Here is a 26,206-nt window from a genome sequence, read left to right as displayed (position 1 = left end):
GGGGTTGAGCGTGTTACCTGGCCCAGCCGGCGAAGTTGTCGCCGGTGCGGAGAGTCTTCTGTGTCGAACGTCGTTGCTTCGGGTGCACGGCCGCCGCGACCGCGCGTACCAGCCAGGTGTTGACGGAGAGGCCGTCGGCGGCCGCTGCGTCATCCACCTGCGCCTTCAACGCGTCGGGCAGGCGAAGTGTGGTTCGGGATGTGCTCGCGTCGTCGAGGTTCACCGTCGGGGGGGCGTCCACCTCGGGTATCGCCTGGAGGACGACGAACTCGACCTCGCGGCCTCGGATGCGCATATCGACGGATCCGGGTGCCAGGTCTCGTGTGATCTCCCCGGCCGCGGCCGAAAGTGCCTCGAGCAGCACGAGTCGCGTGGCGGCATCAAGGCCGGCCGCGAGGCGCTCGGCGACGACACGCGTCTCGTCGGTGCCGTTCTCGGCGGAGCTCACGAGCTGCCGCTGCAGCTCACTGACGTACGTTCCCAGTTCCATGACTCCATAGTGACACCACAGTGGTGTCATGTCAAGCACAAGTGGTGTCAGGCCGTTGAGACCGTGCCGCGACCGGACTACCGTCGAAGCAGACAAGCCGAGGAGGACACGATGACGTCGACCCCACCCGTTGTGGACATGGACACCTGGAGGGCCACACGCGCCGAGCTGCTCTCGCGCGAGAAGGCCCACACGCACGAGGGTGATGCCATCGCGGCGGCCCGGCGGCGTATGCCGATGGTCGAGTTCGACGGAACGACCGAGGTGGTCGGGCCGGATGGCCCCATCCCGTTCATCGATCTGTTCGAAGGGCGCGACGAGCTCATTGTCTACAAGCACATGTGGCATGACGGCGCGCCCCACCAGGGGCAGTGCGAGGGCTGCACGACCACGGCCTGGTCGCTGCAGGACGCCGCCTATCTGAACGCGCGCGGCGTCTCCTTCGCGATCGTGACGCCGGGTACGTGGGATGAGGTCGCGCCCTACATTGAGTTCATGGGCTACAAGCAGCCTTGGTATTCGGTGCGGGGTCTGGATGCGCCCATCGGCCACAACATGGGCACCATGACGAGTTACCTGCGCGACGGCGACCGGGTGTTCATGACCTACGGGATCACGGGCCGCGGCAACGAGGTCTTCAACCCCTCGATGGCGCTGCTCGACATGACCGTCTACGGTCGTCGCGAAGCCTGGCAGGACAACCCCGTGGGCTGGCCGGAGGGAAACCACGCCTGCTGGTACTGGCGCACCGACGCGGCCGGCAATCCGGCGGGGGAAACGAGCCGGCCGGTGCCGCAATGGACCCGACCCGGCGCGACGCCTGTGGAGACGCTCGGGCGCACCGGGCACATGCCCGAGTGAACCGACAGGACAACCATGCCGATTGAGCTGTTCCGTGCGACCGTCGCCGAGCTGACCGAGGTGCTCGACGCGCTGCGCGGCTGGCAGCGGGACCGCTTGCCGATGCAGCTGCACCCCGGTGACCTCGGCTGGCAGTGGAGATTCGGCGCGGAGAACGTCTCGGAGGCCGTGCGTGTCTGGCGGGGCGATAGCATTCGCGCGGTCGGGTTCCTTGACGGCCCGGGCCTCGTGCGGCTGGCAATCGCGCCGGAGGCTCAGGGTGATGAACTCCTCATCGCGCGGATCGTCGACGACCTCGCGGTGATCCTGCCGGAGGGCGATGCGTCGGTCGAAGCGCGCTGCGGAGCGCCGTTGGCCGACACGCTCACCGCCGCAGGCTGGACGCTCGACGAGCCGTGGACCCCGCTCGAGCGTGACCTGGCGAACCCCGTGCCGGCCTCCGGCCTACGCATCGAAGTGGTCGGTACGGAGTTGGCGGAACTGAGAGCCGCCGTTCACCGGTCGGCGTTCGAGGGCTCGGTCTTCACCGCTGAGCGCTGGCAGATACTGGCAACCGGGCCCGCCTACGCCGACGCCCGCTGCGTCCTGGCATTCGACGAGCAGGGCGCCGCGGTCGCCGCCGCCACGGTCTGGTCGGCCGGCGTTGGGCGTCCCGGCCTGCTCGAACCGGTCGGCGTGCACGCCGACCACCGGGGCAGAGGCCACGGCACGGCGATCACCCTCGCCGCGGCCGCAGCGCTCCGGGAGATGGGTGCCTCAAGCGCCGTCGTCTGCACCCCGAGCGCCAACGTCGGGGCCGTGGCGACCTATGTTGCGGCCGGCTTCGAGCGTTCTACCGAGGTGCGTGACTTCCGTCGCCCGGCCTGAGCGAGTAGACCTGAAGGCAAGCAGACGGGAGAACCATGAGCGAGATCATTGTGCAGACCTTCCTCACCCTCGACGGCGTAGCGCAGGCGCCGGGCGAGCCGGATGAGGATCGCGAGGGCGGCTTCGAGCACGGCGGCTGGCAGGGCGCGAGTGGCATCGACGATCTCATCGCCGAGTGGGAGTCGAGGACCGAGGCGCTGCTGCTCGGACGCAAGACCTACGACATCTGGTCGAAGGCCTGGGCGGTCTGGCCCGAGGACGCGCCCGGCCAGATGGGCGAGCTGACCCGCACCTACAACCGCGTGCCCAAGTATGTGGCTACCCGCACGCTCACCGAGCTCGCCTGGAAGAATTCGCGAATTGTGGATGACGTTCCCTCCACCGTGGCCGCACTGCGTGCCGAGCCGGGCGGCGAGATCCGCGTCTGGGGGAGTCTCGACCTGATCCGCACCCTCGCCGAGCACGACCTCGTGGACGAGTACCGGCTGGTGCGCTACCCGCTGGTGCTGGGTTCGGGCAAGAAGCTGTTCGGTGACGGATTCCCGTCCACGAACCTGTCGCTCACGGAGAGCTTCACCGCGGAGTCCGGCGTCGTTGTGAGCATCTACCGGAGAGCGACCTGACTTCGTGCGACCCTAGCTCCATGGACATCGAGGTGACGCCGGCGCTGACGATCCCCGACCCCGAACTGCAGTGGAAGTTCTCGCGCTCTTCCGGGCCGGGCGGCCAGCACGTCAATACTTCATCCAGTCGCGTGCAATTGAGCTGGAGCATCGTCGACTCGACTGTGCTGACAGACGAGCAGCGCGACTTGCTGCTCACCAAGCTCGGCCGTCGCATGGTCGCCGGCGCGATCACGGTCACCGTGCAGGAGCAGCGCTCGCAATTGCGCAATCGTGAGACTGCTCTCGACACGCTCGCCGCGATCGTTCGGGATGCGCTTGCGCCTCCCGGACCCATCCGTCGCGCGACGCGACCCACCCGGGGATCCGCCCGCCGCCACGCGGCCGCGAAACAAGCCCGTTCTGCGACGAAGCAACAGCGGCAGCGGCCCCGGGATGACTAACGCAGCGAGTCGGCGAGCGTGCGTTCGACGAGGGTGCGGAGCCATCGATGCGCGTCGTCGTTGTCGTGGCGTCGATGCCAGCTGACCGAAGCTTCGGACGAGGGGAGCGTGAACGGCAGCGGTCGGATGCGGACGGTGCTGGGTAGTGGGTCTCGCAAACGGGCCGGCAGGATCGTCACGGAGTCGGTCGCGGCGACCACGGCGAGGGCGGCGGCCACGGTGGCCACGGTCGCCTGCACTGTTCGGGTGAGTCCGTGCGCAGCGAGCTGGTCGTCGACAGGTCCAAGCGCGCGGCCGCGGCGGGACACGGCGATGTGGGTTGCCGCCGCGACGGCAGTCAGGCTCGGCTTCGGCACGTCGAGGGTACTGCCACGCCTGACCACAAGAACCATTTCGTCAGCGCCGATCACACGAGTGATCACCGCTGGCGACTCCTGAGGCGGGCTGCCTACGTCGAGGTCGATCTCGCGCAGGCCGGTGTGCCTGTCGACCGTTGGATTCTCGCTCACCAATCGCAGGCTTGCGAGAGGTGCTTTCGCGCCGAACTCCGCCAGGAGCTTTGGCGCAAGGGACGTGAGCAGGGCGTCGTGACAGCGCACCACGAAGGTGCGACGCAAGGACGCGAGTTCCACGACGGCTTGTGGCTCGAGCACGGCGTGGGCGCGGGCGACGAGCTCGCGAACTTCATCGCGCATGGCCAGGGCGCGCTCCGTGGGCACCATTTCGCGCCCGTCGCGTACCAGGAGGGGATCGCCGGTGACCGATCTCAGTCGCCCGAGGATACGACTCACGGCGGGAGGAGTGAGGTGCAGGTGCGCCGCGGCATCCTGCACGCTGCGATGTTCGAGCAAAGCGTCGAGGCCTGTGAGCAAATTCAAATCCACATGACTCAGGGTAATGCTTCTGCTTACAAAAGTGCACTGGACTCATGTTGCCGCGAAATCTAACGTGGATGACATCCCACCAAAAAGGAGTGCACCATGGAGATCAACGACCAAACCGTCGCGGCCGTAGCGGCGATCGCAAAGAACGCAGGCCAGCGCCTGCTCGACGTCTTCTCGCCAGACGCCCGGCCCGTCGACAGGGACGAGCTTCAGCGCGTCGCTGCGCGCAACGAGCAGGTTTCAGCAGACGGACTGCGGGATGCCCTGCATGAACTGCGTCCCGACGCGAGGTTCATCGACGGAGACCTGGAGACGACGGCGTTGCCCGATAGCGGCGAGTGGTGGGCGATCGACAACGCCGAGGGGAGCGTGAATCATGTGCACGGCCTGGCCGAATGGGGCGTGAGCATCGCCCTGATCGTCGACCGTCGAGTGGAGTTGGCTGTCTTCCGCCAACCCATCGGCGACCTCACCTATACGGCTCGGCGCGGGTTTGGCTCGTGGCTCAACGGCAGCCGCCTGACAGTTGCCCAGAAGAACGACCTGGACATCGCGATCGTTGGGACCGGTCAGGCCGAGGCCCGCCAGGTCGCCACTTATGCGCACATCGGTCGCTCCATCGAAACGATGCTGGAGCACGCTTTCCTCGTGCGCGCCACTGTGCCCTCCACGTTCCCGATGCTTCTGATCGCGGCCGGCAACATGGATGCTTTCTGGCAGTACGAGCCGGTGCTGCCGGGGGTAGCTGCTGGATCTCTGCTTATCTCCGAGGCCGGGGGATTGGTGACGACTATCGACGGTGGCCCATGGGCACCCGGCGCGAGCACCATCGCCGTCGGGTCTCCCGCTGTGCACGCAGCCCTGATCTCGGTGCTCGCGGTGGGCGCATGACCGTCGTGGTGCTGGGCGCGAGCGGCGGTACCGGTCGCGAACTCGTCGCGCAGGCTCTCGCTCGCGGTCTGCAGGTTCGCGCGCTGGTGCGCAATCCCGAAGCGGCGGCCTTCGCAGCGCATCCGCTCCTCGACGTGGTGAGAGCCGATGTGCACAGGGCTGAGCAGATCGCCGACTCTGTCGGGCCGGGCGATGTGCTGGTCTCGGGCCTCGGTGTCGCACGTCGATCCGAGGCGGGCACACTCACGGCCGGGGCGACGGCGGTCGTGAATGCTCACCCCGCCCGTATTGTCTGGCTCGGCGCGATGGGCACAGGCGCATCGCAGCCTGCGGTCAGCGCGCCCATCGGGTGGATGCTCCGCACAGGTTTCGGGCCCGAGTACGGCGACAAGGTCGCGGCCGATGAAGCGGTACTGGCCGCAGGTGGTGTCGTCGTGCACTCCGGTCCGCTGAGCGACAAGCCCGACGACCAGGCGGTCGCTCTTGCGCCGCTGTCGACCATGCCTCGCCAGTTCTTCCCGGCTGGGGCGTCTCGAGCGGGCATCGCCCGTCTGATGCTCGACATCGCAACGGGGACGCTGTTCGAGCCCGGACTTCTCGCGGTCAGACCCCGCTGATCCGGGATGCCGTAGTCGTCATGGTCAGTTCGCGGGCGCCATCCACGTCGACCAGTTCAAGCACGACCGTGACCGCGGCGAGCTCGTCGAGGTTATGCAGGTGTGTTCCGCCACAGGGGATGTTGGTGGTGCCCGCGCTCAGCTCGCACACCCAGGTGCGGCGGGCGGAGAGCTCAGGGGCATCCCGAGCGATATGGATCGTGCCACCGGCACTTCGCCACTGCTCGAGCAGGTCGTTGGCTCGCTGCTGGACAGCGGGCAGGTCGTCGAGCGCGGCCGGGGTGAAGCCCTTGCGACGCAGCGACTTACCGATGCGATAGACGTCGATTGAGGAGTTCGGGTGAATGCGCGAGGTCTCGATTGCCAGCGCGTCGAAGCCGGGGTTGCCCAGCGCGTCTTTCTGCACGGGCTTGGTCCAGGCGTCGGCGAGGGCGGCATCCAGGGCGAGGGATGCGAGGTGGCACGCGGTGTGCCCGGCCGAGAGGGCGGTGCGGCGCTCGGCGTCGACGCGGGTCTCGACGACTGCGCCGACCGCCGGAGCCGGCCCGTCGATGATGTGGGCGACTACGAAAATCCAGCCCTCGGTGCCGCCGCGAACGGGCAGGTCGCGGCCGAGGTAGAGCACACCCTCGTTGATACCGCCGGTGACCGCGTCGGCGAGCGGGTACACGTCATCCCCGTTGACAAGGTCGCCGAAGTCGGCGGGCTGGTCCGGCCACGCCGTGTCGACGGGATGCACCGCTGTCGCGTCGAGCAGAACCGCCGCCCGTCCGTCCGCGAGTTCCTCGACGTGCACAACGGTGCCGGTCGAGGTGGTCGCGCCGTCGGGGTAGCTGACGATCGTGTCGGAGGTGGGGAAGGGCATTCGGCTGGTCCGTTCAACGTGAGGAGTGCCTCGAGCCTAACTGTCCCTTTTCACCGACCAGCCCGATGTGTACAGTGTTCACATAACCGAGAGGATGTGCCGTGACCAAGTACCTGATTTCGTTCCCGAGTGGCGTGATGGAGGTCGCCGACGGCGACTGGGACAACATCGTGCGTGAGTCGCACGAGGTCATTGAGGAGGCGAAGGCCGCCGGCGCCTACGTCTTCGGCGGCGGCATCAACGAAGACGTCGACGCCGTGTTGGTGAGCGCCGACGGTTCACTCTCGACCGACACCTACCCGCGCACCAAGACCCTCCATGGCGGGATGACGGTGCTCGAACTCCCGAACCGCGAGGCCGCCGAGCGCTGGGCCGCGAAGATCGCGAAGGCCTGCCGTTGCCCGCAGGAACTGATCGAATTCATGTACGACCCCGCTTCGTAGCTATCGGGCGGCTCGAGCCTCGGCATCGGTTTCGAGCGCGTCGAGCACTTCGTTCAACTCGGGCAGCAGGTCGGTCACGTTTTCGGGCTCTCCGAACGCGGCGAGCTGCAGCTCGGAGAGCGCTACATACGCCTGCTCCTCGACTGCGGGCGAAAGATCGGCCTCTTCCACCTCGTCGATGAACACGGGAAGGCCCTTGATGAACTCGGCAGCGAGTTCGGGCGTCTCGGTGGTCAAGCCACGCGCCCACTCGATTCCGCTGGGCAGGTCTTCCATGTACGAGAAAGAGAACCCGTAATCAATCGAGGGGTCATTGAGCGGTCTGGGTTCCAGGCTGCAACCCGTGAGCGCAACGAGGGCGACAACGCCGATTGCTAAAAGCCTCTTCATGGCGCCGAGCCTAGCGACGCACGCTTCGCTCGGCCACACCCCCATTGGGTGGGTACGCCATGTTTGCATTCCCGCTCCGCCTCGTGGTTGCACCAGCTCTCGAACTCATCGATGACAGCGATCGGGCTGAAGGCGAGGTTGAAGTAGCTCATGGGTTCACGTTAGGGGTCGACTAGTTCACCCGTTAGGAGTCGTGCCCATCTATCGGCCGGAGCGCGAGACTCGACTACACGACGCAACTAGAGCCTTGCGGTCGAAGCCGCCGCGGCCTCACTGGTCGACACGCGCTTGCGAACCTCTCTGAGCACAATCTGCTCAGGGCACACGGTCGACAGGAAGTCGCCAACAGAGAGTGCCAGACGTTCGCTCACCAGCGAGTACAGAATGCGGTTGGCGTCGCGACGCTCGGTCACCAGACCTGCCTGTCGAAGCACACCGAGGTGTCGAGAGATGGTTGGGCCTGACGTTTTGAAGCGCCCGGCGATCTCGCCAGCCGCGAGTTCGCCGTCCTTGAGGTCCTGAAGGATCTGGCGCCGGGTGGGATGCGCCAGCGCGGCAAAGATGTCACTCGCTGTATCTGCCATATTTGCAATATAGCACCATTGCTATATAGAGTCTCCGTAAATAGCCATTTAGCGAAATAGGCAAGGAGCGAATAATGCGTGTCGCAATCACCGGAGGAACCGGCTTCGTCGGCGGGCACCTCGCCGCGCGACTCGACCAGTCGCAGACGGTCGTCATCTCTCGCCGAACGGGCATCGACGTCGAGAACGAGGTTGCACTCGCCGCAGCCTTCGCGGGATGCGACGTCGTCGTGCATGCCGCCGGGATCAACCGTGAGATTGGGGACCAAACATTCCAGCGGGTTCACGTTGACGGAACGCGCTCGATGATTGCTGCGGCACAGCGAGCGGGCATCAAGCGGATCGTGATGGTGAGCTTTCTGCGTGCTCGTCCGGACTGCGGGTCGGGATACCACGAGACAAAGTGGGCAGCTGAAGAATTGATCCGTGAGTCCGGCATCGATCACACGATCCTGAAGGCGTCCATGATGTACGGGCACGGTGATCACATGGTCGACCACGTCAGCCGAGCGGTGAAGACCTGGCCGGTGTTTGCCACGGTTGGATACCGCGAACGCATGGTGCGACCGATTCCCATCGAGGACTTCGTCGATGTGCTTGTGGCTGCTACTGAAGGGCGAATCGCAGAACCAACTGTGGCCGTCATGGGAGCCGAAGAGTTGCCGCTGGGTGACGCGGTCCGGCGCATCGCTCGCATCGTCGGGCGGAAGCCGCTCTTCGTGGCCGTGCCAGTCTGGTCGATCAGAATCCTCGCCCAGCTAACGGAATGGGCGATGGTCGTGCCATTGGTCGCCAAGGCGCAGGCGCAGATGCTTGCGGAAGGTGTCAATAAGCCGGCGCCGTGGGCTCCTGAACTTCCAGAGGACATTCGGCCGTCGCACCTTTTCACTGACGAGAGCATCCGGGCGGCGCTACCCGCCGAAGGACGATTCGGGTGGAGTGATCTCCGCGTCGCGATCTGGTTCCGAAGGTGGCGGGGATTTCGCGCCGCCTGACACCGCAGCAGCTATGCGCGTCGGAACAGGCGACGAATGAAGAACTTGATGTCCGTGTCGATGCTGAGCGTGAGGGAGGCCGGTCGAACCCGGTCATCTTTCGGGCGGGCCCAATTTCAGACGCCAACTAGTTGGCTTCTGAACCTGAGCCCCCTGTCGGATTCGAACCGACGACCCCCGCTTTACAAGAGCGGTGCTCTGGCCAACTGAGCTAAGGGGGCGAGATCGTGCGATCCAATAATAGTCAGTCGTGCGAGACGGCCAGCGCAACGCCGAAACCGACCAGGGCCGAACCGGTGACACCGTCGATCGAGCGCTGCACCACCGGGCGGTCCAGCCAGCGTCGCACCGCATGCGCCCCGAAAATGATCAGCGCGAACCACGCCGCCGTCTCCACGCCGTGCACCCCCGCCAGCAGCACGCCCATCAGAAGCTCGTTGACCGATTCGGGCAGGAACTGCGGCAGCACCGCCACATAGAACGCTCCCACCTTCGGGTTCAGCAGGTTTGTCAGCAGTCCCTTGCCGAACGACCCCCACCAGTGGCGGGGGAGCGATCCGACAGAAGAGTCAGCGGCGGCACGCGGACGAATGACGCGAGTCCACAGCATCCTCAACCCCAGAAAAATCATGTAGCCGGCACCCACGATCTTGAGAACCGAGAACGCGACTTCGGATGCGCGCAGCAACGCCGCCAAACCGACGGCCGCAGCGACGCCCCATACAAAAGCTCCGCTGATGATTCCGAGGGAGGTTGCGATGGCGAGGCGACGACCCTGCACGAGTGCGGACCGCAGCACGAGTGCGCTGTCGAGGCCCGGCGTGATCGTGAGCAGCGCGGCGACGACCGCGAAAGAGAGCAGCGCGCTGGTCATGGTCATGCGTGTCCTCCGGTTCGCCTAGCGTTGTACCGATGTCATCTTCCCTTACCGATCACCACATTCCGACGCGCGGCGCCGTCGCCCTCGGCGTGGCGCTCGCCGTCGTGTTCGGCGCGGGCGTCGCCACCCAGTCCCGCATCAACGGCGAGCTCGGACGCCAGCTCGGCGACGGCTACCTCGCAGCGGTGATTTCGTTCGGCGGGGGACTCGTCATCCTCTTCATCGCGATGCTGTTCATGCCGACCGGGCGAGCGGGATTCCGCACCATCACCGGTCTGCTGCGCCGCCGCGAAGTGCCCTGGTACTACGTCGCCGGTGGAGCGGCCGGCGCGTTCCTCGTGCTGTCGCAGGGGCTCGCCGCCGCCATCCTCGGGGTTGCCCTCTTCACCGTCGCCATCGTGTCCGGCCAGACCCTCAGCGGCCTCATCATTGACCGCCGCGGGCTCGGCACCATGCGCCCCAAAGCGCTCACCGCCACGCGCGTCGTCGGGTCAGTGCTCACGCTGATCGCGGTCGGCATCGCGGTGTCGGCGCAGGTCGTCGGCGACATCCCGCTCTGGATGCTCGTGATGCCCTTCATCGCCGGCATCGGCATCGGCTGGCAGCAGGCCGTCAACGGGCAGGTGCGGGTGCACTCCGGATCCGCGCTCACCGCCACGTTCAACAATTTCGTCGTCGGCTTCACCGTGCTCGTCATTGCGGCGCTGATCCACGCGAGCATCGCGGGCTGGCCGACCGAAGCACCGACCGACTGGTGGCTCTACCTCGGCGGACCCATCGGCGTCATCTTCATCGCCGGCGCCGCCATCGTCGTGCGCACCACCGGCGTGCTGCTGCTCGGACTCGGCACCATCGCCGGCCAGCTCGTCACCAGCCTGTTGCTCGACGTCATCGTGCCGCCGGAGGGCCACGAGGTCGTCGCGACCACCGTGCTCGGCACGCTGCTCACCCTCGTCGCCGTCGCGATCGCGGCGCTGCCCAGCAGAAGAGTTACAGCGGCGAAATAGCCCGCGACGGGTTGAACTTGTCCTTCTTCTCCGGCTTGCGCTTCTCCGGCTTGCCGCCGACATAGAGCCAGCCGAGCAGCTTCTCGTTGTGCGCCAGCCCGTGCATCTTGGCAACCGGCTTCGAGCGCGTGTGGATGCCGGTGCGCCAGAACACGCCCCAGCCCGCGTCATCCAGCAGCAGTGAGAGCGTGTGAGCGACTCCGGATGCCACTGCCTCCTGCTCCCACTCCGGCACCTTGAACGACGGCTTGTAGACGCCGACGACCGCAATAAGAAGGGATGCGCGCAGCGGCTTCTCGCCGAGCTTCGCGGCCTCCTTGCCGTCGACCCCGGCAGAGGCAGCGAGTGCCGCTCCGAGAGCCAGACGATCGTCACCGCGCAGCTCAATAAGACGCCACGGACGCATCGACCCGTGATCGGCAACGGAAGCGGCGGCGGCCACGAGGGGCAGCAGCTCCTCGTGGGTCGGCGCGACCTCGGTGACCTTGGAGTACGACTGGCGGTTACGAACGGCGTCGAGAATCGACAATCAGTTTTCCTTGAAGTCGAGGGAGAGCGAGTTCATGCAGTAGCGGTCACCGGTCGGGGTGCCGAAGCCATCGGGGAACACGTGGCCGAGGTGCGAACCGCACGTGGCACAACGCACCTCGGTGCGCTCCATGCCGAGCGAGTTGTCGACGATGAGCTCGACAGCGTCAGGGTTCACCGACTCGTAGAAGCTGGGCCAGCCGCATCCCGAATCGAATTTGGTGCCGCTCTTGAAGAGTTCGGCGTTGCAGGCCGCACACGTGTAGGTGCCGGCGCGGCTCTCGTCGAGCAGCTCGCCGGTCCAGGCGCGCTCGGTGCCGGCCTCGCGAAGAACCGCGTACTGCTCGGGGCCGAGCTCGGCACGCCACTCATCTTCAGTCTTCTCGACCTTGTACGTCATCGGTTTCTCCTTCGCGCGAAGCACATCTCGTAACAGCTTAAACTCGTGCGCATGCCCGAATGTTCCGTATCCCGCAAGATGTGGGCTGATCTCAGCCTGACCGAGCTCTACTCGATTCTCAAACTGCGAACGGATGTGTTCTTCGTCGAGCAGAAGATCGATGAGGAGGAACTCGACTGGCGCGACGCCGAGCCGACCACCGAGCACTGGTGGATCGCCGGGGAGGGCAACGCCACGGCGTCCTACCTGCGCACGATCGTCGACGCCGAGCCGGAGCACCTCGACGCCGTGCGTCTCATCGGGCGCGTCGTCACCGATCCCGCGAGCCGGGGCCAGGGTCTCTCGAGCGTCCTATTGAAGGCGGTCATCGAGACGTACGGCCACGAGCCGATGCTGCTGCATGCCCAGGAGTACATCGCGCCGCTCTACGCGAAGTTCGGCTTCGAAGCGTTCGGTGACGTGTTCGTCGAGGCGGGCATCCCGCACATCTCCATGTACCGAGCCGCGACTTCTTAGGCTGCCCTAAGCAATATTTTGACAGGACAGGGCTGTCACCTCTAGGGTCAAAAGTAAGCTTAGCCTTAGCTAACGCAGCCCTCTTCTCTGGAGCACAATCACCCGTGAGCACCCTCTCTGCCCTGTCGTCGCGCGCGCGCACCGTCGTCGCCTCGCTGATCACCGCCCTGCTCGTCGTCGGAGGCATCTCTCTTGCCCCTACTGCAGCCATCGCTGCTGACGCTCCCACGATCTCGGTGTCGAAGTCGACGGGCCTCAACCCGCTCGGCGACACCATCACGGTCACGGGCACGGGGTTCCTTCCCAGCACGGACACCAACGGCGCGCGCCCGCCGCTCGCGGGCAAGTTCTCCGGCGCGTACGTCGTTTTCGGCAAGTACCCGGACAACTGGAAGCCGAGCGCGGGTGTCTCATCGAGCCTGCGTAAGAATGGCGCGACCAAGTGGGCCGTGCTCGCTGAAGACGTCGAGACCATCGGTGGTGCTGCGGGCGGCGCCGTCACGCTCAACGCCGACGGATCCTTCACTGCCGAGATCACCGTGGCGAAAGGCTTCACGGGCGAGCCCGCGACCGGAAACTACGGCATCTACACCTACGGCGGATCCGGTGCTGTCGTCCCCGCCTTCGAGACCTTCACGCCGATCAGCTTCCAGGCGCCGCCCGCCGTCACCGTTTCCAAGACCAGCAACATCAGCCCCGCCGGTGAGACGATCACCGTGACGGGCACCGGTTTCGTGCCCGGTGTGAGCACCTCCGGCACGCGCCCACCGCTCGCGGGCAAGTTCTCCGGCGCGTACGCCGTCTTCGGCAAATACCCGGACGCCTGGAAGCCCAGTGCGGGAGTCTCGAGCACGCTGCGCAAGAACGGCGCCACCAAGTGGGCCGTGCCCGCCGAGGACCTCGCGACGATCGGCGGCGCCGGAGCCGGTGCGGTCACCCTGAACGCCGACGGCTCGTTCACCGCTGAACTGCTCGTCAAGCCAGGCTTCACCGGGGAGCCCGCAACGGGCAACTACGGCATCTACACCTACGGCGGATCCGGTGCGACCGCTCCCGCCTTCGAGACGTTCACCCCGATCAGCTTCTCGGCCGCTCCCACCATCGTCGTTTCGAAGACGACCGGCCTCGAGGCGCTCGGGGAGACGATCACCGTTACCGGCTACAACTTCCTGCCCGACGGGACCGTTTCCAACGGAACTCGCCCGCCCCTGCTGAACACTTTCTCCGGCGCATATGCCGTCTACGGCAAGTACCCGGACGCCTGGAAGCCGAGCGCGGGAGTCTCCTCCGCGCTGCGCAAGAACGGTGCCACCAAGTGGGCCGTGCCCGCCGCTGACGTCGAGACGATCGGCGGGGCCGCGGGCGGCGCCGTAACCCTGAACCCCGACGGATCCTTTACCGCCGAGATCACCGTCGCCAAGGGATTCACGGGCGAGCCCGCGACCGGCACCTACGGCATCTACACCTACGGCGGATCCGGGGCGGTGGTCCCCGCGTTCGAGACCTTCACCCCGATCGCGTTCAAGGCACCGCCGGCTGTCACCGTTTCCAAGACGAGCAACATCAGTCCCGCCGGTGAGACGATCACCGTGACCGGCACCGGGTTCGTTCCCGGTGTGAACACCACGGGGACCCGTCCGCCGCTGCTGAACACGTTCTCGGGTGCCTACGCCGTGTTCGCGAAGTACCCGGACGCCTGGAAGCCCAGCGCCGGCGTGGCGAGCTCACTGCGCAAGAACGGCTCCGCCAAGTGGGCCGTCCTCGCGGAAGACGTGACCCCGATCGGTGGGGCTGCGGCCGGTGCCGTCATCCTGAACCCGGATGGCACGTTCACCGCCGAGCTCACGGTCAAGAAGGGTTATGCGAACGAGCCCCTCATCGGCAACTACGGCATCTACACCTACGGGGGGTCGGGTGCCCTGGCTCCCGCCTTCGAGACCTTCACGCCGATCAGCTTCTCGACGGCGCCGACACTTGGCGTCTCGAAGACGACCGGCCTCAACCCCGAGGGCGAGACGGTCACCGTCACCGGCTACAACTTCCTGCCCGACGGCACGGTCACCAACGGCACGCGCCCGCCGCTCGCGGGCAGCTTCGCCGGTGCGTATGCGGTCTTCGCGAAGTACCCGGAGAACTGGAAGCCCAGCGCCGGTGTGGCGAGCGCACTGCGCAAGAACGGTTCTGCCAAGTGGGCCGTGCCCGCCGAGTCGTTCGACGCGGTCGGGGGTGCCAACGCTGGCGCGGTGACACTCGACCCCGACGGCAGCTTCACCGCCGAAGTCCTGGTCAAGCCCGGCTACACGGGCGAGCCCGCCATCGGTAACTACGGCATCTACTCCTACGGAGGATCCGGCGCGACAGTCGCCGCGTTCGAGACCTACACGCCGATCTCATTCGCGGCAGCCGTCAGCACCGCCACGACAATCACCGTCACGCCGAGCACCCTCGTCGAGGGCGGCACCGCGACACTCAGCGCGCAGGTCTCCCCGGTCGCCGCGGGTTCGGTTGTCTTCACGAGCGGCGCATCCACCCTCGCCACAGTGCCGACCAACCTCTCCGGCGTCGCGACCTTCGATGTCGCCCCGCTGCCGGTCGGTGACGTCAGCTACACCGCGACGTTCGTGCCGAACAGCGTGCTGCTGTTCTCCGGCTCCGCCGACACGGAGGCCGTGACCATCGCGCCGAAGACCGTCGGCGCGGGTTCCCTCAGCTGGGGCATCAAGCAGTCGTTCCGGGATTACGTCACCGGCACAATCGCCAAGGGATCCATCCTCACCACCGGGGTCACCTCGACCGGCGGCTCATTCGGCTTCGGCCAGACGACCGGCGGAACGTGGACCGAGCTCACCGGCCTCGGCAGCTCGAACTACTCCGGATCCGTGCGCTTCATCGGCCACAACGGCCTGCTCGACGTGAGCATCGCGAACCCCACCGTGCGCATCGAGAGCGCGTCGAGCGCAACGCTACTGGTGAGCGTCAACGGTGGGCAGCCCATCGAGTTCGCGACGATGGACCTGAGTGCGGGCATCCGCTCGACACCGAACAACGCGGTGCGCTACGCCGAGGTTCCCGCCGTGCTGACCGCCGCCGGTGCCGCCGTCTTCGCCTACAACGGCCAGGCCTTCTACCCGGCCGGCACGGCGATCGACCCGCTCAGCTTCACGATCGGCACCGCGGGCACCACACCCGTGCCGCCGACCGCCGTCACCCCGAAGATCACGCTGGCCACCTCTCCCGCCTCGAGCGTCTTCGTGGGCAAGCCCGTCACGCTTCGCGCCTCGGTTGCGCCGACCGCGGCCGGAATCGTGTACTTCCGCAACGGCTCCACCGCCCTCGGCTCGGCCGCGGTCAACGCGTCCGGCCTCGCGACTCTCACGCTGCCGTCGCTTGCGGCAGGCAGCTACAGCTTCACCGCCGCGTTCGCCCCAACCGATGTCGAGCGATTTACGACCGCCAGCTCTTCGGCTATCGGTTTCACGGTCAACAAGCTCGTCGTGTCCCAGCCGGGTTCGCTCACCTGGGGCGTCAAGGCGAGCCTGCGCGACTACGTGCTGGGCGGCGGCTCGATCGCCACCTCGGCGGGCGCCGGGACATCCGGTGGCGCATTCATCTTCCCGCAGGCGGGTGGCACGTTCGATCACGCGACAGCGACCGGTTCGGCCGGCTACTCCGGTCGCGTCACCTTCGACTACCCCGCGCACAAGTTCTCGATCGGCCTGTCGAACCCGCGCGTTGCGATCACCTCGGCTTCCAACGGACTTCTGATTGCGGATGTCACGTTCAACGGTTCCACGACGAGCGGCGTCACGTTCGCCAACCTCCGTTTCGGCGCCGCCAACCACACGACCGTCGGCGCGACCACCACGTTCAGCAACGTGACCGCGTCGCTGACCGCGGCGGGTGCCGCGACCTTCGCCGGCTTCTACCAGGCTGGTGACGCCCTCGACCCGATGAGCTTCGTGATCGGAAAGGCGTCCTCAGGGTTTTCCGGTTCGTCGCAGGACTCTGAGGAAGAGGAGTGGGTCGCCCCGCTCACGCCGCCCGCCACGACCGGCATCGAGTCCGCCTCCTCGGAATACGAAGTCGGCGCAACCTTCACCGGCCGCGCCTCCGGGTTCCAGCCCAACGAGGAGGACATCCGGGTCGTTCTGTACTCGACGCCGGTGATCCTGGCCGAGGGCATCGTTGCGGATCCCGCGGGTGTGGTGCGTTGGTCCGGCACGCTTCCGGCAGGCCTTGAGGGTGAGCATACGGTGACGTTCCAGGGGTCGGTGAGCCGGGGCATCCCGATCACCATCACGGCACCCGAGGTCACCACGCTCGAGGGTTGCGACGTGCAGGATGCCGCAATCACCTGGGGCTTCAAGGAGTCGTTCCGCTCGTACATCAGCGGCTCGATCGCGAACGGCGAGTGGACTGTCGCCGATGGCGCCACGTACGCCGTGCCCAACTTCGGCTTCGCGGACGGCACCGGCATCTACAACGCGGGCTCCGGCGGGGGGCTCGTCACCTTCGAGGGGTCGATCCGCTTCACCGGTCACGACGGCCTGCTCGACACCACGGTGAGCAACCCGCAGTTCAAACTGATCTCCGCTTCGTCGGCGGTCCTGTTGCTCGACATCTCCGGCGAGACGCAGGATGGCGCGACCGTCGATGCCGCCGGCGTCGAGTTCGTCACGCTCGACCTGGCTGCCGCAACGGTCACGAACGAGAACGGGATCGTGACCATCACGGACGCACCCACCGAGCTCACCACCGCCGGATCCGACGCGTTCGGCACCTACGACGCCGGGGAGCCGTTCGACGCGCTGACCGTGTCGTTCTCGACTCCGGCCGACTGTGCAGTGGCTGCTCCCGCCGAGCCGAGCACTGTGGAGGACGGCCCGATCACGGACGATGCCCCGAACTTGTCCTGGCTGCTGTGGCTGATCGTCCCGTTCGTGCTGATCGGCGGGATCGTGGTGCCGATGGTTGTGTGGCGTCGTCGCCAGCTGAAGCAGAGGTGATCTCGCTGGTTGAGTAGGCCGCCCGCGGCCGTATCGAAACCCGGTTGCGCTCAACTCGATTTCGATACGGCTGCTCCTTCGTCGCGGCCTACTCAATCGACGACTGCCAGAATGGCCACATGTCCGAGACCGCCGACTGGTACACGCGCTTCGCGACTCTTGAGGCGCACGGCCAGTCGGCGATCTACGAGGAGTGGGCGCACGGCGTCGCTGCCGACCCCGCCCTGCTGGAGCTGATCGAGCAGCTGCCGCGCCTGCGCCGCCAGCCCAACCTCATCTTCGGCGTCTCGCGTTTCCTGGGCGCCCCGGTCGGCCCCTACGGGCCGTGGCGGGACTGGACGGTCGCCCACTGGACGTCTGTGTACAACGATGCCCTGGTGCGGCTGACCCAGACCAATGAGGCCCGGCGCTGTGCGGTGCTGCTCGCGGCGCTGGCGCGCATCCCCGGTCCGCTTGCGCTGCTAGAGGTCGGCGCCTCGGCCGGTCTCTGCCTCTTCCCGGACCGCTACAGCTATCGGTTCGGTGATGGCGAGCTGTTGCATCCTCTCGACGGACCAAGCGCGGTGCTGCTCGAGTGCGACAGCTCCGGTCCGATCATCGAGCGGATGCCGCGAGTCGCGTGGCGCGCGGGCATCGACCTGAACCCGCTCGACGTCAACAGCGCCGAGGACTCCCGCTGGCTCGAGACCCTGGTCTGGCCGGAGCAGGCGGAACGTCGGGCGCGCCTTCTGGCCGCGATGGATATCGTGCGCGCCGACCCGCCTCTGCTCGTCCGCGGCGATGCGACCGACGCGCTCGCGGAGCTCGCGGCGCAGGCTCCCGCGGATGCCACCCTCGTCGTCATGACCAGCGGCACCCTCGTGTACCTGGTGCGGGCGGAGCGCGACCGGTTCGCCTCAGCCGTCGGGGCTCTGGGCGCGCGCTGGGTCTCGCTCGAGGCGGCGGGGCTCTTCCCGGCGCTGGCGGATCAGGTCGTTGCCGCGCGCGGGCCGCAGCTCGACGGAAAGTTCGCGCTCTCCCTCGACGACGATGTTCTCGCCCTCGCCGGCCCCCACGGCCAGTTCCTCGACTGGCTCTAGGGCCTCAGTCGGCGACCGGCGGTGCGTAGATGGCGCGGGCGAGGGCGTCGAGCACGTCCGCGGTGCGCGGTCCGAACGACAGGATCTCCCCGTCCGCCATGTCCACGATCCGCTTCTTCTGCCCGGCCGCGGTGAGGGCGATCGCAGGCTTATCGGCGAGCAGGCCGTCCACGCCGCCGACGCTCGACAGGCCGTCAGTCATCACGAGGATGAGGTCGGGATCCGCGGAGACGAGCGCTTCATCCGTGATCGGACGCATGCCCGTCCAGCCCATCTCGCCCGCCACGTCGCGACCGCCGAGGGACGTGATCAGTTCGTCCGCACCCGACTCAGAGCCGAACAGGTAGTAGATGCCGGCCGAGCCGCGCAGGTAGAGGAACACCATCCGAAGGGGGGCGGGCGGAGAAACCGCGGCGATCTCGGCCACCTTCGCGTCCAGCCCGGCGGCCAACGACTCGGCGAGCGACTCCCCGGCAGCGGGAGCACCCAGCGCGGACGCGACGTCGCGCGCCAGTTCCCCGACGCCGTCGAGGCTCGGCGTCCGCGATACGAACACCACGGGAATACCCGCGTCGCGCAACTGCAGGATCACGTCGATCGGGCCGATCGTGCCATCCGTGATCACCACTGTCGGCTCGAGAGCGAGCACCGCTTCACTGTTGATCGAATGCCCGCCATTCGTCACCACGGGCAGGTCCGCCGCCTGCGGGAACGTGCTCGACGTGTCACGGCCGACCACTGAATCGCCGAATCCCAGCCCGAAGACCGTCGCCGCGATCGACCCGGCGATATCCAGTGCGAGGATGCGCTCCGTCGACGACACGGTCACCTTCACATCGCCGTCCAGGTCGTGCGAGGTGACCGACACCGGCAACTGCTGCTGGGGAGGAGAGGAGGGGGCGTTGACGTCGGTCGCGGCCAGCACCGCCGTGGACGGTCCCTCGAACGAGAGCGGGTCGGCGAGCAGGTCCAGCTCGGCAAGCGGCAGATCGTAGTTCGCGGGCAGCTCCGGACCCTCGGGCGCGGTCGACGGCGCAGTGCTGCAACCCGCGAGGAGAAGTATCACCGCAGCAACGGACAGTGCGGAACGGAAGCGCATGGGGAGAGGGCCTAACAATCTGGGTAAGGCTATCCTAAATTATCCAGTCGAGTATCGCGACCTACGCGTTGCTATCGGGGGTCACGCAGTATCCCGGGCCTAGTATTGCCGGGACATAAGGGGGAGATAGTGGCAGCACAGCCCGACGCGCAGCACGCGATCGAGTCGCCCCTGCCCGGTCTCTCCGAGCGCGACGCGGCCATCCTCGACTTCGAGCGCGACTGGTGGCGGCACGCCGGCGCCAAGGAGGAGGCGATCCGTGAAGCCTTCGGACTCTCCGCCGCCCGGTATTATCAAGTGCTGAACGCCATAATCGACGTACCCGCCGCCGTGCGCCACGACCCCATGCTGGTCGGTCGCCTGCACAGGGCGCGCGAGGCCCGCACCACGGCCCGAGCAGCACGAGCGTTCACGAACCCCCGTACCGGAGATGGCGACGTCGCCTCCCACCCGTCCGAAACGACTGAGTAAGAGCTATGGCCACCTTCCCGAAAGACCAGTTCGACACGCTGCCCGAAGACCTCGCGCGCCAGGGCGCCCACCGTGCCCCCAAGAAGAAGGGCGGCGGCTGGGTTGGCTTCGCCTGGGCGGCACTCGCCACCGGTGTTCTCGTCGTCGGCGGTCTATACGGGCTCTCCCTCATCGACAGCACCATTCGCTTCGAAGTTCCCGGCATCACTGCGGGAGAAGAGGAAGTGACAACGCCCTCCGAGTCGGCGACCCCCGAGGTCCCCGCACTCACCGATCCCACGACGATCGACAAGGCCCGCAAGATCTCCATCACCGTGCTCAACGGCACCGAGACCGCAGGGCTGCAGACGGTTGCCGGCGACGCACTGAAGGCCCTCAAGTGGCCGATCGGTACTCGCACCACAGCATCACTGACCGACGTCGAGAAGACCTTCGTCTACTACAGCAACCCGGCCGATGAGGACATCGCCCGCGGACTCGTGCTGGCCCTCGGCATCGGAGAGATCCGCGAGAGTGCCGCCTTCATCGGAGCGCCCCTCACCATCGTGCTCGGCGACGACTACGCGGCGACGCAGTAGCCCATGACACGTCGCCGGAGCACCGCAGCCATCGCGGTCGTGGTGCTCGGCGCACTCATCCTCACCGGCTGCACGGAGGCCGGCCCGATGCCGGTGCCGACCCCCGAGTTCACCTCGACCTACGCACCCCCCGAAGCGATCACCATCGCGCCGCTCAGTGGTCGCCCGATTGCGGCGGGCACCGCAGTCAACCCGTCGATCGCGGCGAAGATCGACAACCACCCGGCTGCGCGCCCGCAGGTCGGTCTCGAGACGACCGACATCGTCTTCGAGGAACTCGTCGAGGGCGGCCTCACGCGCTACGTCGCGATCTGGCAGTCGAAGATCCCGGCGGAGCTCGGGCCGGTGCGCTCCATCCGCCCCATGGATCCCGACATCGTCTCCTCCTTCGGCGGCATCATCGCCTACTCGGGCGGGCAGTACCGTTTCGTCGAGCTGATGAAGGCCGCCCCCGTCTACAACGCGATCCACGGGCAGCGCGACACCGCCGACACGTTCTACCGCACGCCGACGAAGCGCGCTCCGCACAACGTGCTGGTCAAGGCGTCCGTCGTGGTCAAGCAGCACAGCGACCTGAAGCCTCCCGTGCAGCAGTTCGGGTACGCGGTCGACACCGCCACCTCGACGGCGGCGAAGGACGGCAAGCCGACCGCCCGCATCACGTTGAAGTTCGGCCAGGCGTCGACCCCGGTCTGGGCCTGGGATGCCAAGAGTTCCAACTGGCTGCGCTTCCAGACCGGGGGAGCGGTCGACACTGCCACCACCGGCAAGCAGCTTTCCGCCACAAACGTCGTCGTGCTGCGCGTGACCGTCGACAGCGGGCTCGGCGTTCCCAAGACGCAGCTCATCGGCAAGGGCGAGGGGTGGGTGTCGACGGGCGGGGCCACGGTGCACGCGTCATGGTCGAAGCGGTCACCGACGGCGCGCATCCGCCTCGTCGACGACAATGGCGCAGTCATTCGCCTGGCGCCCGGCAACACCTGGATCGAGATGGTGCCGTCCAGCGGCTCCGTGTCGTTTGCGCCACCCGCGAACTGAGCCGGCTCGCCTTGCACTCGCATAGGGCGAGTGCTAATTTTGTCTCTGGCACTCGTACACCCCGAGTGCTAAAGAATTCACGTTGTACGACGTCCGGGAGGGACGAGAAACACACATGGCAAAGATCATTGCTTTCAACGAAGAGGCCCGTCGCGGCCTCGAGCGCGGCCTGAACATCCTGGCCGACGCCGTCAAGGTCACCCTCGGCCCGCGCGGTCGCAACGTCGTTCTCGAGAAGAAGTGGGGCGCACCCACCATCACGAACGACGGTGTGTCCATCGCCAAGGAGATCGAACTCGACGACCCGTACGAGAAGATCGGTGCCGAGCTCGTCAAAGAGGTAGCGAAGAAGACGGATGACGTTGCCGGAGACGGCACGACCACGTCTGTCGTTCTCGCCCAGGCCCTCGTTCGCGAAGGACTCCGCAACGTCGCCGCAGGCGCCGACCCGATCAGCCTCAAGCGCGGTATCGAGAAGGCCACCGCTGCGGTCATCGAGGCGCTCATTGCCTCCGCCAAGGAGATCGAGACCAAGGAAGAGATCGCCGCAACTGCGTCCATCTCCGCCGGTGACCCCGAGATCGGCGCTCTCATCGCAGAGGCCATCGATAAGGTCGGCAAGGAAGGCGTCGTCACCGTCGAGGAGTCGAACACCTTCGGCACCGAGCTCGAGCTGACCGAGGGCATGCGCTTCGACAAGGGTTACCTGTCGGCATACTTCGTCACCGACCCCGAGCGCCAGGAAGCGGTCTTCGAAGACCCCTACATCCTGATCGTCAACGGCAAGATCTCGAACATCAAGGACCTGCTCCCCATCGTGGACAAGGTCATCCAGTCGGGCAAGCAGCTCCTCATCATCGCCGAGGACGTCGACGGAGAGGCTCTCGCGACCCTCGTCGTCAACAAGATCCGTGGCATCTTCAAGTCGGTCGCCGTCAAGGCTCCCGGCTTCGGTGACCGTCGCAAGGCGCAGCTGCAGGACATCGCCATCCTCACCGGTGGCCAGGTCATCTCCGAGGAGGTCGGACTCAAGCTTGAGAACGCCACCCTCGACCTGCTGGGACGCGCCCGCAAGGTCGTCATCACCAAGGACGAGACCACGATCATCGAGGGCACCGGCGACGCCGACGCCATCGCCGGTCGCGTCAAGCAGATCCGTGCCGAGATCGAGAACACCGATTCCGACTACGACCGCGAGAAGCTGCAGGAGCGCCTGGCCAAGCTGGCCGGTGGCGTTGCAGTCATCAAGGCCGGAGCCGCGACCGAGGTCGAGCTCAAGGAGCGCAAGCACCGCATCGAGGATGCAGTGCGTAACGCCAAGGCAGCAGTCGAAGAGGGCATCGTCGCCGGTGGTGGCGTTGCGCTCATCCAGGCCGGCAAGATCGCCTTCGAGTCGGACGCCGTCAAGAACCTCGTCGGCGACGAGGCCACAGGCGCGAACATCGTTCGCGTTGCCATCGATGCACCGCTCAAGCAGATCGCGCTCAACGCCGGTCTCGAGCCCGGTGTCGTCGCTGACAAGGTGCGTCACCTTCCCGTCGGCCAGGGCCTCAACGCCGCGACCGGTGAGTACGTCGACATGCTCGCAGCAGGCATCAATGACCCGGTGAAGGTAACGCGTTCCGCGCTGCTCAACGCCGCGTCGATCGCCGGCCTCTTCCTCACCACCGAGGCAGTCGTCGCCGAGAAGCCCGAGAAGAACCCCGCTCCGATGGGTGACCCGTCGGGTGGCATGGACTTCTAAGTCTGAGTAACGGAACGGGCGTCCTCCTTCGGGAGGGCGCCCGTTCTGCGTTTAACCATCGTGAGTTGCCGCAAGTCGCCCGTCGCGAGCGACCCGCATGGGCCGCTCGAGGTAACTCACCGCCCGAACAGCCGCGCGTTCGTCGCCTCGACGTCGGCGTAGCCCTGGCCGGCGTGGCCGAGGGCGGATCCGATGGCGCCGAGGTTCTCCTCCACGCGCTGCTGGGTGCCCCGCCACTCGGCGACCCCGGCCTGGAACGCGGCTGCCGCCGGACCGTTCCACTGCTGCTCGAGGGCGGTGAGCTGCCCGGTGAGTCCCGCAACCTCGGCGCGGATCCGCCCGATGGCGGCGTGCACCGATGACGAGCTGGTGAGTACTGCTTCGCTGTCTACCTGATACCTGGTCATGCGGCTGACGGTAGCCGGGACATCCCGCGCCCGGGCTGTTAGATGGGTGAGCTGGTGACAGCCGGCAGTTCCTGGCCGGGTTGAAGGAGAGGAAGCAGCACGCGGAATGTGGCTCCTCCGCCGGGCGTCTCCACGATCTGTACCTCGCCGTGGTGGGCCGCGACGATGCCCGCGACGATTGCAAGGCCGAGGCCGGAGCCGCCGGTGTCGCGGTTGCGCGAGGAGTCGGCACGCCAGAAGCGCTGGAAGATCTTGTCGCGAATCTGCGGCGGGATGCCCTCGCCGTGGTCGATGACCGAGAGGATTCCGAGGCTCGCGTTCTCGTCCACCTCCACGCCGATCTCGATCGGGCCGCCGGCGGGGGAGAAGCGAATCGCGTTGCCGATCAGGTTGGTGAGCACCTGGCGCAGCTTGTTCTCTTCGGCGAGCACGAGCACGTGCGCGCGTTCGACCAGCTCGGGAACCTCGACGGAGGCGTCGACCGGCTTGACCGGTCGGGCACGCAGCGACCGCAGGCGGGCGATGGTGGCCCCGGCGAATGCGATGGGGCTGGTGGCGCGACTGACCTGCCGCCCGGGCGTGCGAGGCGAGGATGCAGCGGACTCCGGCTCCACCACAGGCTCGGCCTCCGGCGGCTCGGGCTCCGGGTCGGGCTGCAGCGAGATGACGACGGTGACGGGTCGATCGGGTGCCGCGGCCATCGCGTCGAGGGAGGCGTCCCTGGCGATCGGCACGAGGTCCACCGCCGCGAGTTGCAGGGGCTTCGCCTCATCGATGCGCGCGAGCTCGAGCAGGTCGGCGACGAGCTCACCCATGCGGATCGCCTCCTTCTCGATGCGTTCCATGGCCTGGCCGACGTCTTCGGGTGTGGTGAGGGCCCCCATGCGGTACAGCTCGGCGTATCCGCGAACGGACACGAGGGGCGTGCGCAGTTCGTGGGAGGCGTCGCCGACGAAGCGCCGCATCTGGTCGATGGTCTTGGAGCGGTCGGCGAAGGCCCGGTCGATGCGGTTGAGCATCACGTTGAGGGAGCGGTTGAGGCGCCCGACCTCGGTGTTGGGCGTGGCGCCGGAGAGGCGCTGGCTGAAGTCCCCGGCCGCGAACCGGGCAGCCGTTGTCTCGACTTCCCGCAGGGGCGTGAACGTGGAGGTGACAAGGAGCCGCGTGAGGGCTGCGCCGACGACCACCACGGTGAGGCCGAAGAACAGGAAGATGGCGGCGAACCGGGCGATCGCGGCATCCGTCTCACCGAGGGAGAGGCCGACGGCGATGTTCGCGTACTGGCCGGATTGCACCATGGTGATCGGCCAGGTCTTGACCCGCCACTGAGCGGTGGTGGCGTCGCCCTTGACGGTGAAGATCTCGTCGTTGGAGGTCTTGAAGTTCTTGGAGACGTCGCTGTCGTTGGGTCGCGCGTTGGGCGAGCTGCGGTTGCTGCAGAGCACGTGGCCGGTCGAGTCGAGCACGGCCACGTAGTACGCGATCGGCAGCGAGGTGACGACGCACGAGACGCCCTCGGGGGAGTCGTCGAAGTCGATGACCGAGGCGTTGATGTTCGGGTAGAAGGCCTTGATCTTGACGTCGACCTCGTCGGTCAAATAGGTGCGCAGCACGTACATCGATCCGAGCCCGGCGGCCAGGAGCCCGAGGGTCAGCAGCAGCACGCTGACGCCCGTCATCTTGGTACGCAGAGAGATGGCGTTCCACCGTCGTTCCACGCGCTCGTGCATCAGCACGGCGACTCACACCTCACGAAATTAGACCCGTGCAGCCTTGAGCATGTATCCGAAGCCGCGCTTGGTCTGGATGACCGGCTCCTCGGAGAACTGGTCGAGCTTGCGACGAAGGTAGGAGATGTAGCTCTCAACGATTCCGGCGTCACCGTTGAAATCGTACTCCCACACGTGGTCGAGAATCTGTGCCTTCGACAGCACCCGGTTCGGGTTGAGCATGAGGTAGCGGAGAAGCTTGAATTCGGTGGGGCTGAGCTCGACCTGCTCGGTGCCGATGGTCACCTCGTGGGTGTCCTGGTCCATGGTGAGTTCGCCAGCACGGATGATCGCCTCTTCGTCATCCTGCATGGTGCGACGCAGGATGGCCTTGATGCGAGCCACGATCTCGTCGAGGCTGAACGGCTTGGTGACGTAGTCGTCGCCACCGACGGTGAGGCCGGTGATCTTGTCTTCGGTGTCGTCCTTGGCGGTGAGGAAGAGGATGGGGGCGGTGTAGCCGCTCGCCCGCAGTCGCTTCGTCACACCGAACCCGTTGATGTCGGGCAGCATCACGTCGAGGATGATGAGATCCGGCTCCTCCTCGAGCACTGCCGAGATGGCCTGCGCACCGTTCCCGACCGCACGAACCGCGAAACCCGCAAAGCGAAGGCTCGTGGTCAGAAGGTCGCGAATGTTCGGTTCGTCGTCAACGATCAGAATCTTGGGTCCGTCACTCATGCAGTAAGTATCTGCGTGTTGGCTGGACGTAATCTGTGAGCCGCAGCGGG

The 26,206-nt window shown here is 66.7% G+C and carries 28 protein-coding genes and 1 tRNA gene; 16 read left to right on the top strand and 13 right to left on the bottom strand.

Annotated features, from left to right (window positions below; translation table 11 throughout):
- Positions 1 to 13: 13 nt before the first annotated feature.
- Positions 14 to 490 carry a histidine kinase gene (locus tag EYE40_RS09600; protein ID WP_130981731.1) on the bottom strand — a complete coding sequence of 159 codons (477 nt, stop codon included), beginning with the start codon at positions 488 to 490 and terminating at the stop codon, positions 14 to 16.
- Between the two features lie 111 nt (positions 491 to 601).
- On the opposite strand from EYE40_RS09600, the gene EYE40_RS09595 reads away from it, so the two are divergent.
- From EYE40_RS09595 to arfB, 4 genes are read left to right on the top strand one after another with little or no spacing between them, the layout of a single operon-like run.
- Positions 602 to 1,351 carry a DUF899 family protein gene (locus EYE40_RS09595; protein WP_130981730.1) on the top strand — a complete coding sequence of 250 codons (750 nt, stop codon included), beginning with the start codon at positions 602 to 604 and terminating at the stop codon, positions 1,349 to 1,351.
- Between the two features lie 15 nt (positions 1,352 to 1,366).
- Positions 1,367 to 2,218: a GNAT family N-acetyltransferase gene (locus EYE40_RS09590; RefSeq protein ID WP_130981729.1), complete on the top strand. Its 852-nt coding sequence runs from the start codon at positions 1,367 to 1,369 to the stop codon at positions 2,216 to 2,218.
- A 35-nt stretch (positions 2,219 to 2,253) separates the two neighbouring features.
- Positions 2,254 to 2,841: a dihydrofolate reductase family protein gene (locus tag EYE40_RS09585; RefSeq protein ID WP_130981728.1), complete on the top strand. Its 588-nt coding sequence runs from the start codon at positions 2,254 to 2,256 to the stop codon at positions 2,839 to 2,841.
- A 20-nt stretch (positions 2,842 to 2,861) separates the two neighbouring features.
- Positions 2,862 to 3,284: an alternative ribosome rescue aminoacyl-tRNA hydrolase ArfB gene (arfB, locus tag EYE40_RS09580; protein ID WP_130981727.1), complete on the top strand. Its 423-nt coding sequence runs from the start codon at positions 2,862 to 2,864 to the stop codon at positions 3,282 to 3,284.
- On the opposite strand, the gene EYE40_RS09575 is transcribed toward arfB, so the two are convergent.
- Positions 3,281 to 4,168 carry a LysR family transcriptional regulator gene (locus EYE40_RS09575; RefSeq protein ID WP_130981726.1) on the bottom strand — a complete coding sequence of 296 codons (888 nt, stop codon included), beginning with the start codon at positions 4,166 to 4,168 and terminating at the stop codon, positions 3,281 to 3,283. The genes arfB and EYE40_RS09575 overlap by 4 nt on opposite strands.
- 96 nt (positions 4,169 to 4,264) lie before the next feature.
- On the opposite strand from EYE40_RS09575, the gene EYE40_RS09570 reads away from it, so the two are divergent.
- Both EYE40_RS09570 and EYE40_RS09565 read left to right on the top strand, forming a co-directional pair.
- A complete protein-coding gene (locus tag EYE40_RS09570; protein ID WP_130981725.1) occupies positions 4,265 to 5,059 on the top strand; it encodes an inositol monophosphatase family protein in 795 nt (264 codons plus the stop codon).
- Entirely contained in the window at positions 5,056 to 5,676 is a 621-nt protein-coding gene (locus EYE40_RS09565) for an NAD(P)-dependent oxidoreductase (RefSeq protein ID WP_161972372.1), read from the top strand. Before EYE40_RS09570 ends, EYE40_RS09565 begins: the two co-directional genes overlap by 4 nt.
- On the opposite strand, the gene EYE40_RS09560 is transcribed toward EYE40_RS09565, so the two are convergent.
- On the bottom strand, positions 5,663 to 6,541 hold the full coding sequence (locus EYE40_RS09560; RefSeq protein ID WP_130981723.1) for an alanyl-tRNA editing protein: 879 nt from the start codon (positions 6,539 to 6,541) through the stop codon (positions 5,663 to 5,665). The two genes, EYE40_RS09565 and EYE40_RS09560, sit on opposite strands and share 14 nt — an antisense overlap.
- 101 nt (positions 6,542 to 6,642) lie before the next feature.
- Between EYE40_RS09560 and EYE40_RS09555 the strand changes: the two genes are divergently transcribed.
- The gene (locus tag EYE40_RS09555; RefSeq protein ID WP_130981722.1) at positions 6,643 to 6,984 is read left to right on the top strand and encodes a YciI family protein; all 342 of its coding nucleotides are present in this window, start codon (positions 6,643 to 6,645) and stop codon (positions 6,982 to 6,984) included.
- Here the strand turns inward: EYE40_RS09555 and EYE40_RS09550 are convergent, their stop codons facing one another.
- Positions 6,985 to 7,374, bottom strand: a complete 390-nt coding sequence (locus EYE40_RS09550) for a hypothetical protein (protein WP_130981721.1) — start codon at positions 7,372 to 7,374, stop codon at positions 6,985 to 6,987. It abuts the gene before it with no gap.
- Positions 7,375 to 7,613: 239 nt separating this feature from the next.
- Complete coding sequence (locus tag EYE40_RS09545) at positions 7,614 to 7,958, bottom strand: metalloregulator ArsR/SmtB family transcription factor (protein ID WP_130981720.1); 345 nt, start codon at positions 7,956 to 7,958, stop codon at positions 7,614 to 7,616.
- 74 nt (positions 7,959 to 8,032) lie between these two features.
- On the opposite strand from EYE40_RS09545, the gene EYE40_RS09540 reads away from it, so the two are divergent.
- Positions 8,033 to 8,953: an NAD(P)H-binding protein gene (locus tag EYE40_RS09540; protein ID WP_130981719.1), complete on the top strand. Its 921-nt coding sequence runs from the start codon at positions 8,033 to 8,035 to the stop codon at positions 8,951 to 8,953.
- A gap of 147 nt (positions 8,954 to 9,100) precedes the next feature.
- Here the strand turns inward: EYE40_RS09540 and EYE40_RS09535 are convergent.
- Together EYE40_RS09535 and EYE40_RS09530 are read right to left on the bottom strand one after the other, a co-directional pair.
- A tRNA-Thr gene (locus EYE40_RS09535) sits at positions 9,101 to 9,174 on the bottom strand.
- A gap of 23 nt (positions 9,175 to 9,197) precedes the next feature.
- Positions 9,198 to 9,833: a LysE family translocator gene (locus tag EYE40_RS09530; RefSeq protein ID WP_130981718.1), complete on the bottom strand. Its 636-nt coding sequence runs from the start codon at positions 9,831 to 9,833 to the stop codon at positions 9,198 to 9,200.
- A gap of 32 nt (positions 9,834 to 9,865) precedes the next feature.
- Between EYE40_RS09530 and EYE40_RS09525 the strand changes: the two genes are divergently transcribed.
- On the top strand, positions 9,866 to 10,840 hold the full coding sequence (locus EYE40_RS09525; protein WP_130981717.1) for a DMT family transporter: 975 nt from the start codon (positions 9,866 to 9,868) through the stop codon (positions 10,838 to 10,840).
- Here EYE40_RS09525 and EYE40_RS09520 read toward each other — a convergent pair.
- Positions 10,824 to 11,369, bottom strand: a complete 546-nt coding sequence (locus EYE40_RS09520) for a nitroreductase family protein (protein ID WP_130981716.1) — start codon at positions 11,367 to 11,369, stop codon at positions 10,824 to 10,826. The genes EYE40_RS09525 and EYE40_RS09520 overlap by 17 nt on opposite strands.
- Positions 11,370 to 11,768 carry a peptide-methionine (R)-S-oxide reductase MsrB gene (gene msrB / locus EYE40_RS09515; RefSeq protein WP_130981715.1) on the bottom strand — a complete coding sequence of 133 codons (399 nt, stop codon included), beginning with the start codon at positions 11,766 to 11,768 and terminating at the stop codon, positions 11,370 to 11,372.
- A gap of 51 nt (positions 11,769 to 11,819) precedes the next feature.
- Between msrB and EYE40_RS09510 the strand changes: the two genes are divergently transcribed.
- From EYE40_RS09510 to EYE40_RS09500, 3 genes are all read left to right on the top strand, one after another.
- Positions 11,820 to 12,284, top strand: a complete 465-nt coding sequence (locus EYE40_RS09510; RefSeq protein WP_130981714.1) for a GNAT family N-acetyltransferase — start codon at positions 11,820 to 11,822, stop codon at positions 12,282 to 12,284.
- Positions 12,285 to 12,388: 104 nt separating this feature from the next.
- Positions 12,389 to 17,290, top strand: coding sequence for an HtaA domain-containing protein (locus EYE40_RS09505; protein WP_130981713.1), 4,902 nt, complete (start codon positions 12,389 to 12,391; stop codon positions 17,288 to 17,290).
- A 119-nt stretch (positions 17,291 to 17,409) separates the two neighbouring features.
- The gene (locus EYE40_RS09500) at positions 17,410 to 18,369 is read left to right on the top strand and encodes a DUF2332 domain-containing protein (RefSeq protein ID WP_130981712.1); all 960 of its coding nucleotides are present in this window, start codon (positions 17,410 to 17,412) and stop codon (positions 18,367 to 18,369) included.
- A gap of 4 nt (positions 18,370 to 18,373) precedes the next feature.
- Here EYE40_RS09500 and EYE40_RS09495 read toward each other — a convergent pair whose 3' ends face one another.
- Positions 18,374 to 19,468 carry a heme/hemin ABC transporter substrate-binding protein gene (locus EYE40_RS09495; RefSeq protein WP_130981711.1) on the bottom strand — a complete coding sequence of 365 codons (1,095 nt, stop codon included), beginning with the start codon at positions 19,466 to 19,468 and terminating at the stop codon, positions 18,374 to 18,376.
- Positions 19,469 to 19,597: 129 nt separating this feature from the next.
- Here EYE40_RS09495 and EYE40_RS09490 point away from each other — a divergent pair, with 129 nt between their 5' ends.
- From EYE40_RS09490 to groL, 4 genes are all read left to right on the top strand, one after another.
- Positions 19,598 to 19,939: a DUF3263 domain-containing protein gene (locus tag EYE40_RS09490; RefSeq protein WP_240034779.1), complete on the top strand. Its 342-nt coding sequence runs from the start codon at positions 19,598 to 19,600 to the stop codon at positions 19,937 to 19,939.
- Positions 19,940 to 19,944: 5 nt separating this feature from the next.
- Entirely contained in the window at positions 19,945 to 20,517 is a 573-nt protein-coding gene (locus EYE40_RS09485; RefSeq protein WP_130981710.1) for a LytR C-terminal domain-containing protein, read from the top strand.
- A 3-nt stretch (positions 20,518 to 20,520) separates the two neighbouring features.
- On the top strand, positions 20,521 to 21,555 hold the full coding sequence (locus EYE40_RS09480) for a DUF3048 domain-containing protein (protein ID WP_130981709.1): 1,035 nt from the start codon (positions 20,521 to 20,523) through the stop codon (positions 21,553 to 21,555).
- A 115-nt stretch (positions 21,556 to 21,670) separates the two neighbouring features.
- Positions 21,671 to 23,299, top strand: coding sequence for a chaperonin GroEL (groL, locus tag EYE40_RS09475; RefSeq protein WP_130981708.1), 1,629 nt, complete (start codon positions 21,671 to 21,673; stop codon positions 23,297 to 23,299).
- A 116-nt stretch (positions 23,300 to 23,415) separates the two neighbouring features.
- Here groL and EYE40_RS09470 read toward each other — a convergent pair whose 3' ends face one another.
- Genes EYE40_RS09470 through EYE40_RS09460 form a run of 3 tightly spaced genes read right to left on the bottom strand, consistent with a single transcriptional unit; the run spans position 23,416 to position 26,156 of the window.
- Positions 23,416 to 23,706 carry a WXG100 family type VII secretion target gene (locus EYE40_RS09470; RefSeq protein ID WP_130981707.1) on the bottom strand — a complete coding sequence of 97 codons (291 nt, stop codon included), beginning with the start codon at positions 23,704 to 23,706 and terminating at the stop codon, positions 23,416 to 23,418.
- A 38-nt stretch (positions 23,707 to 23,744) separates the two neighbouring features.
- Positions 23,745 to 25,424 carry a sensor histidine kinase gene (locus EYE40_RS09465; RefSeq protein WP_338029028.1) on the bottom strand — a complete coding sequence of 560 codons (1,680 nt, stop codon included), beginning with the start codon at positions 25,422 to 25,424 and terminating at the stop codon, positions 23,745 to 23,747.
- Between the two features lie 39 nt (positions 25,425 to 25,463).
- Positions 25,464 to 26,156, bottom strand: a complete 693-nt coding sequence (locus EYE40_RS09460) for a response regulator transcription factor (RefSeq protein ID WP_130981706.1) — start codon at positions 26,154 to 26,156, stop codon at positions 25,464 to 25,466.
- Positions 26,157 to 26,206: the final 50 nt, after the last annotated feature.

The sequence above is a fragment of the Glaciihabitans arcticus genome, assembly GCF_004310685.1.
Taxonomy (GTDB): domain Bacteria; phylum Actinomycetota; class Actinomycetes; order Actinomycetales; family Microbacteriaceae; genus Conyzicola; species Conyzicola arctica.
This window is presented reverse-complemented; position numbering and strand designations above follow the sequence as displayed.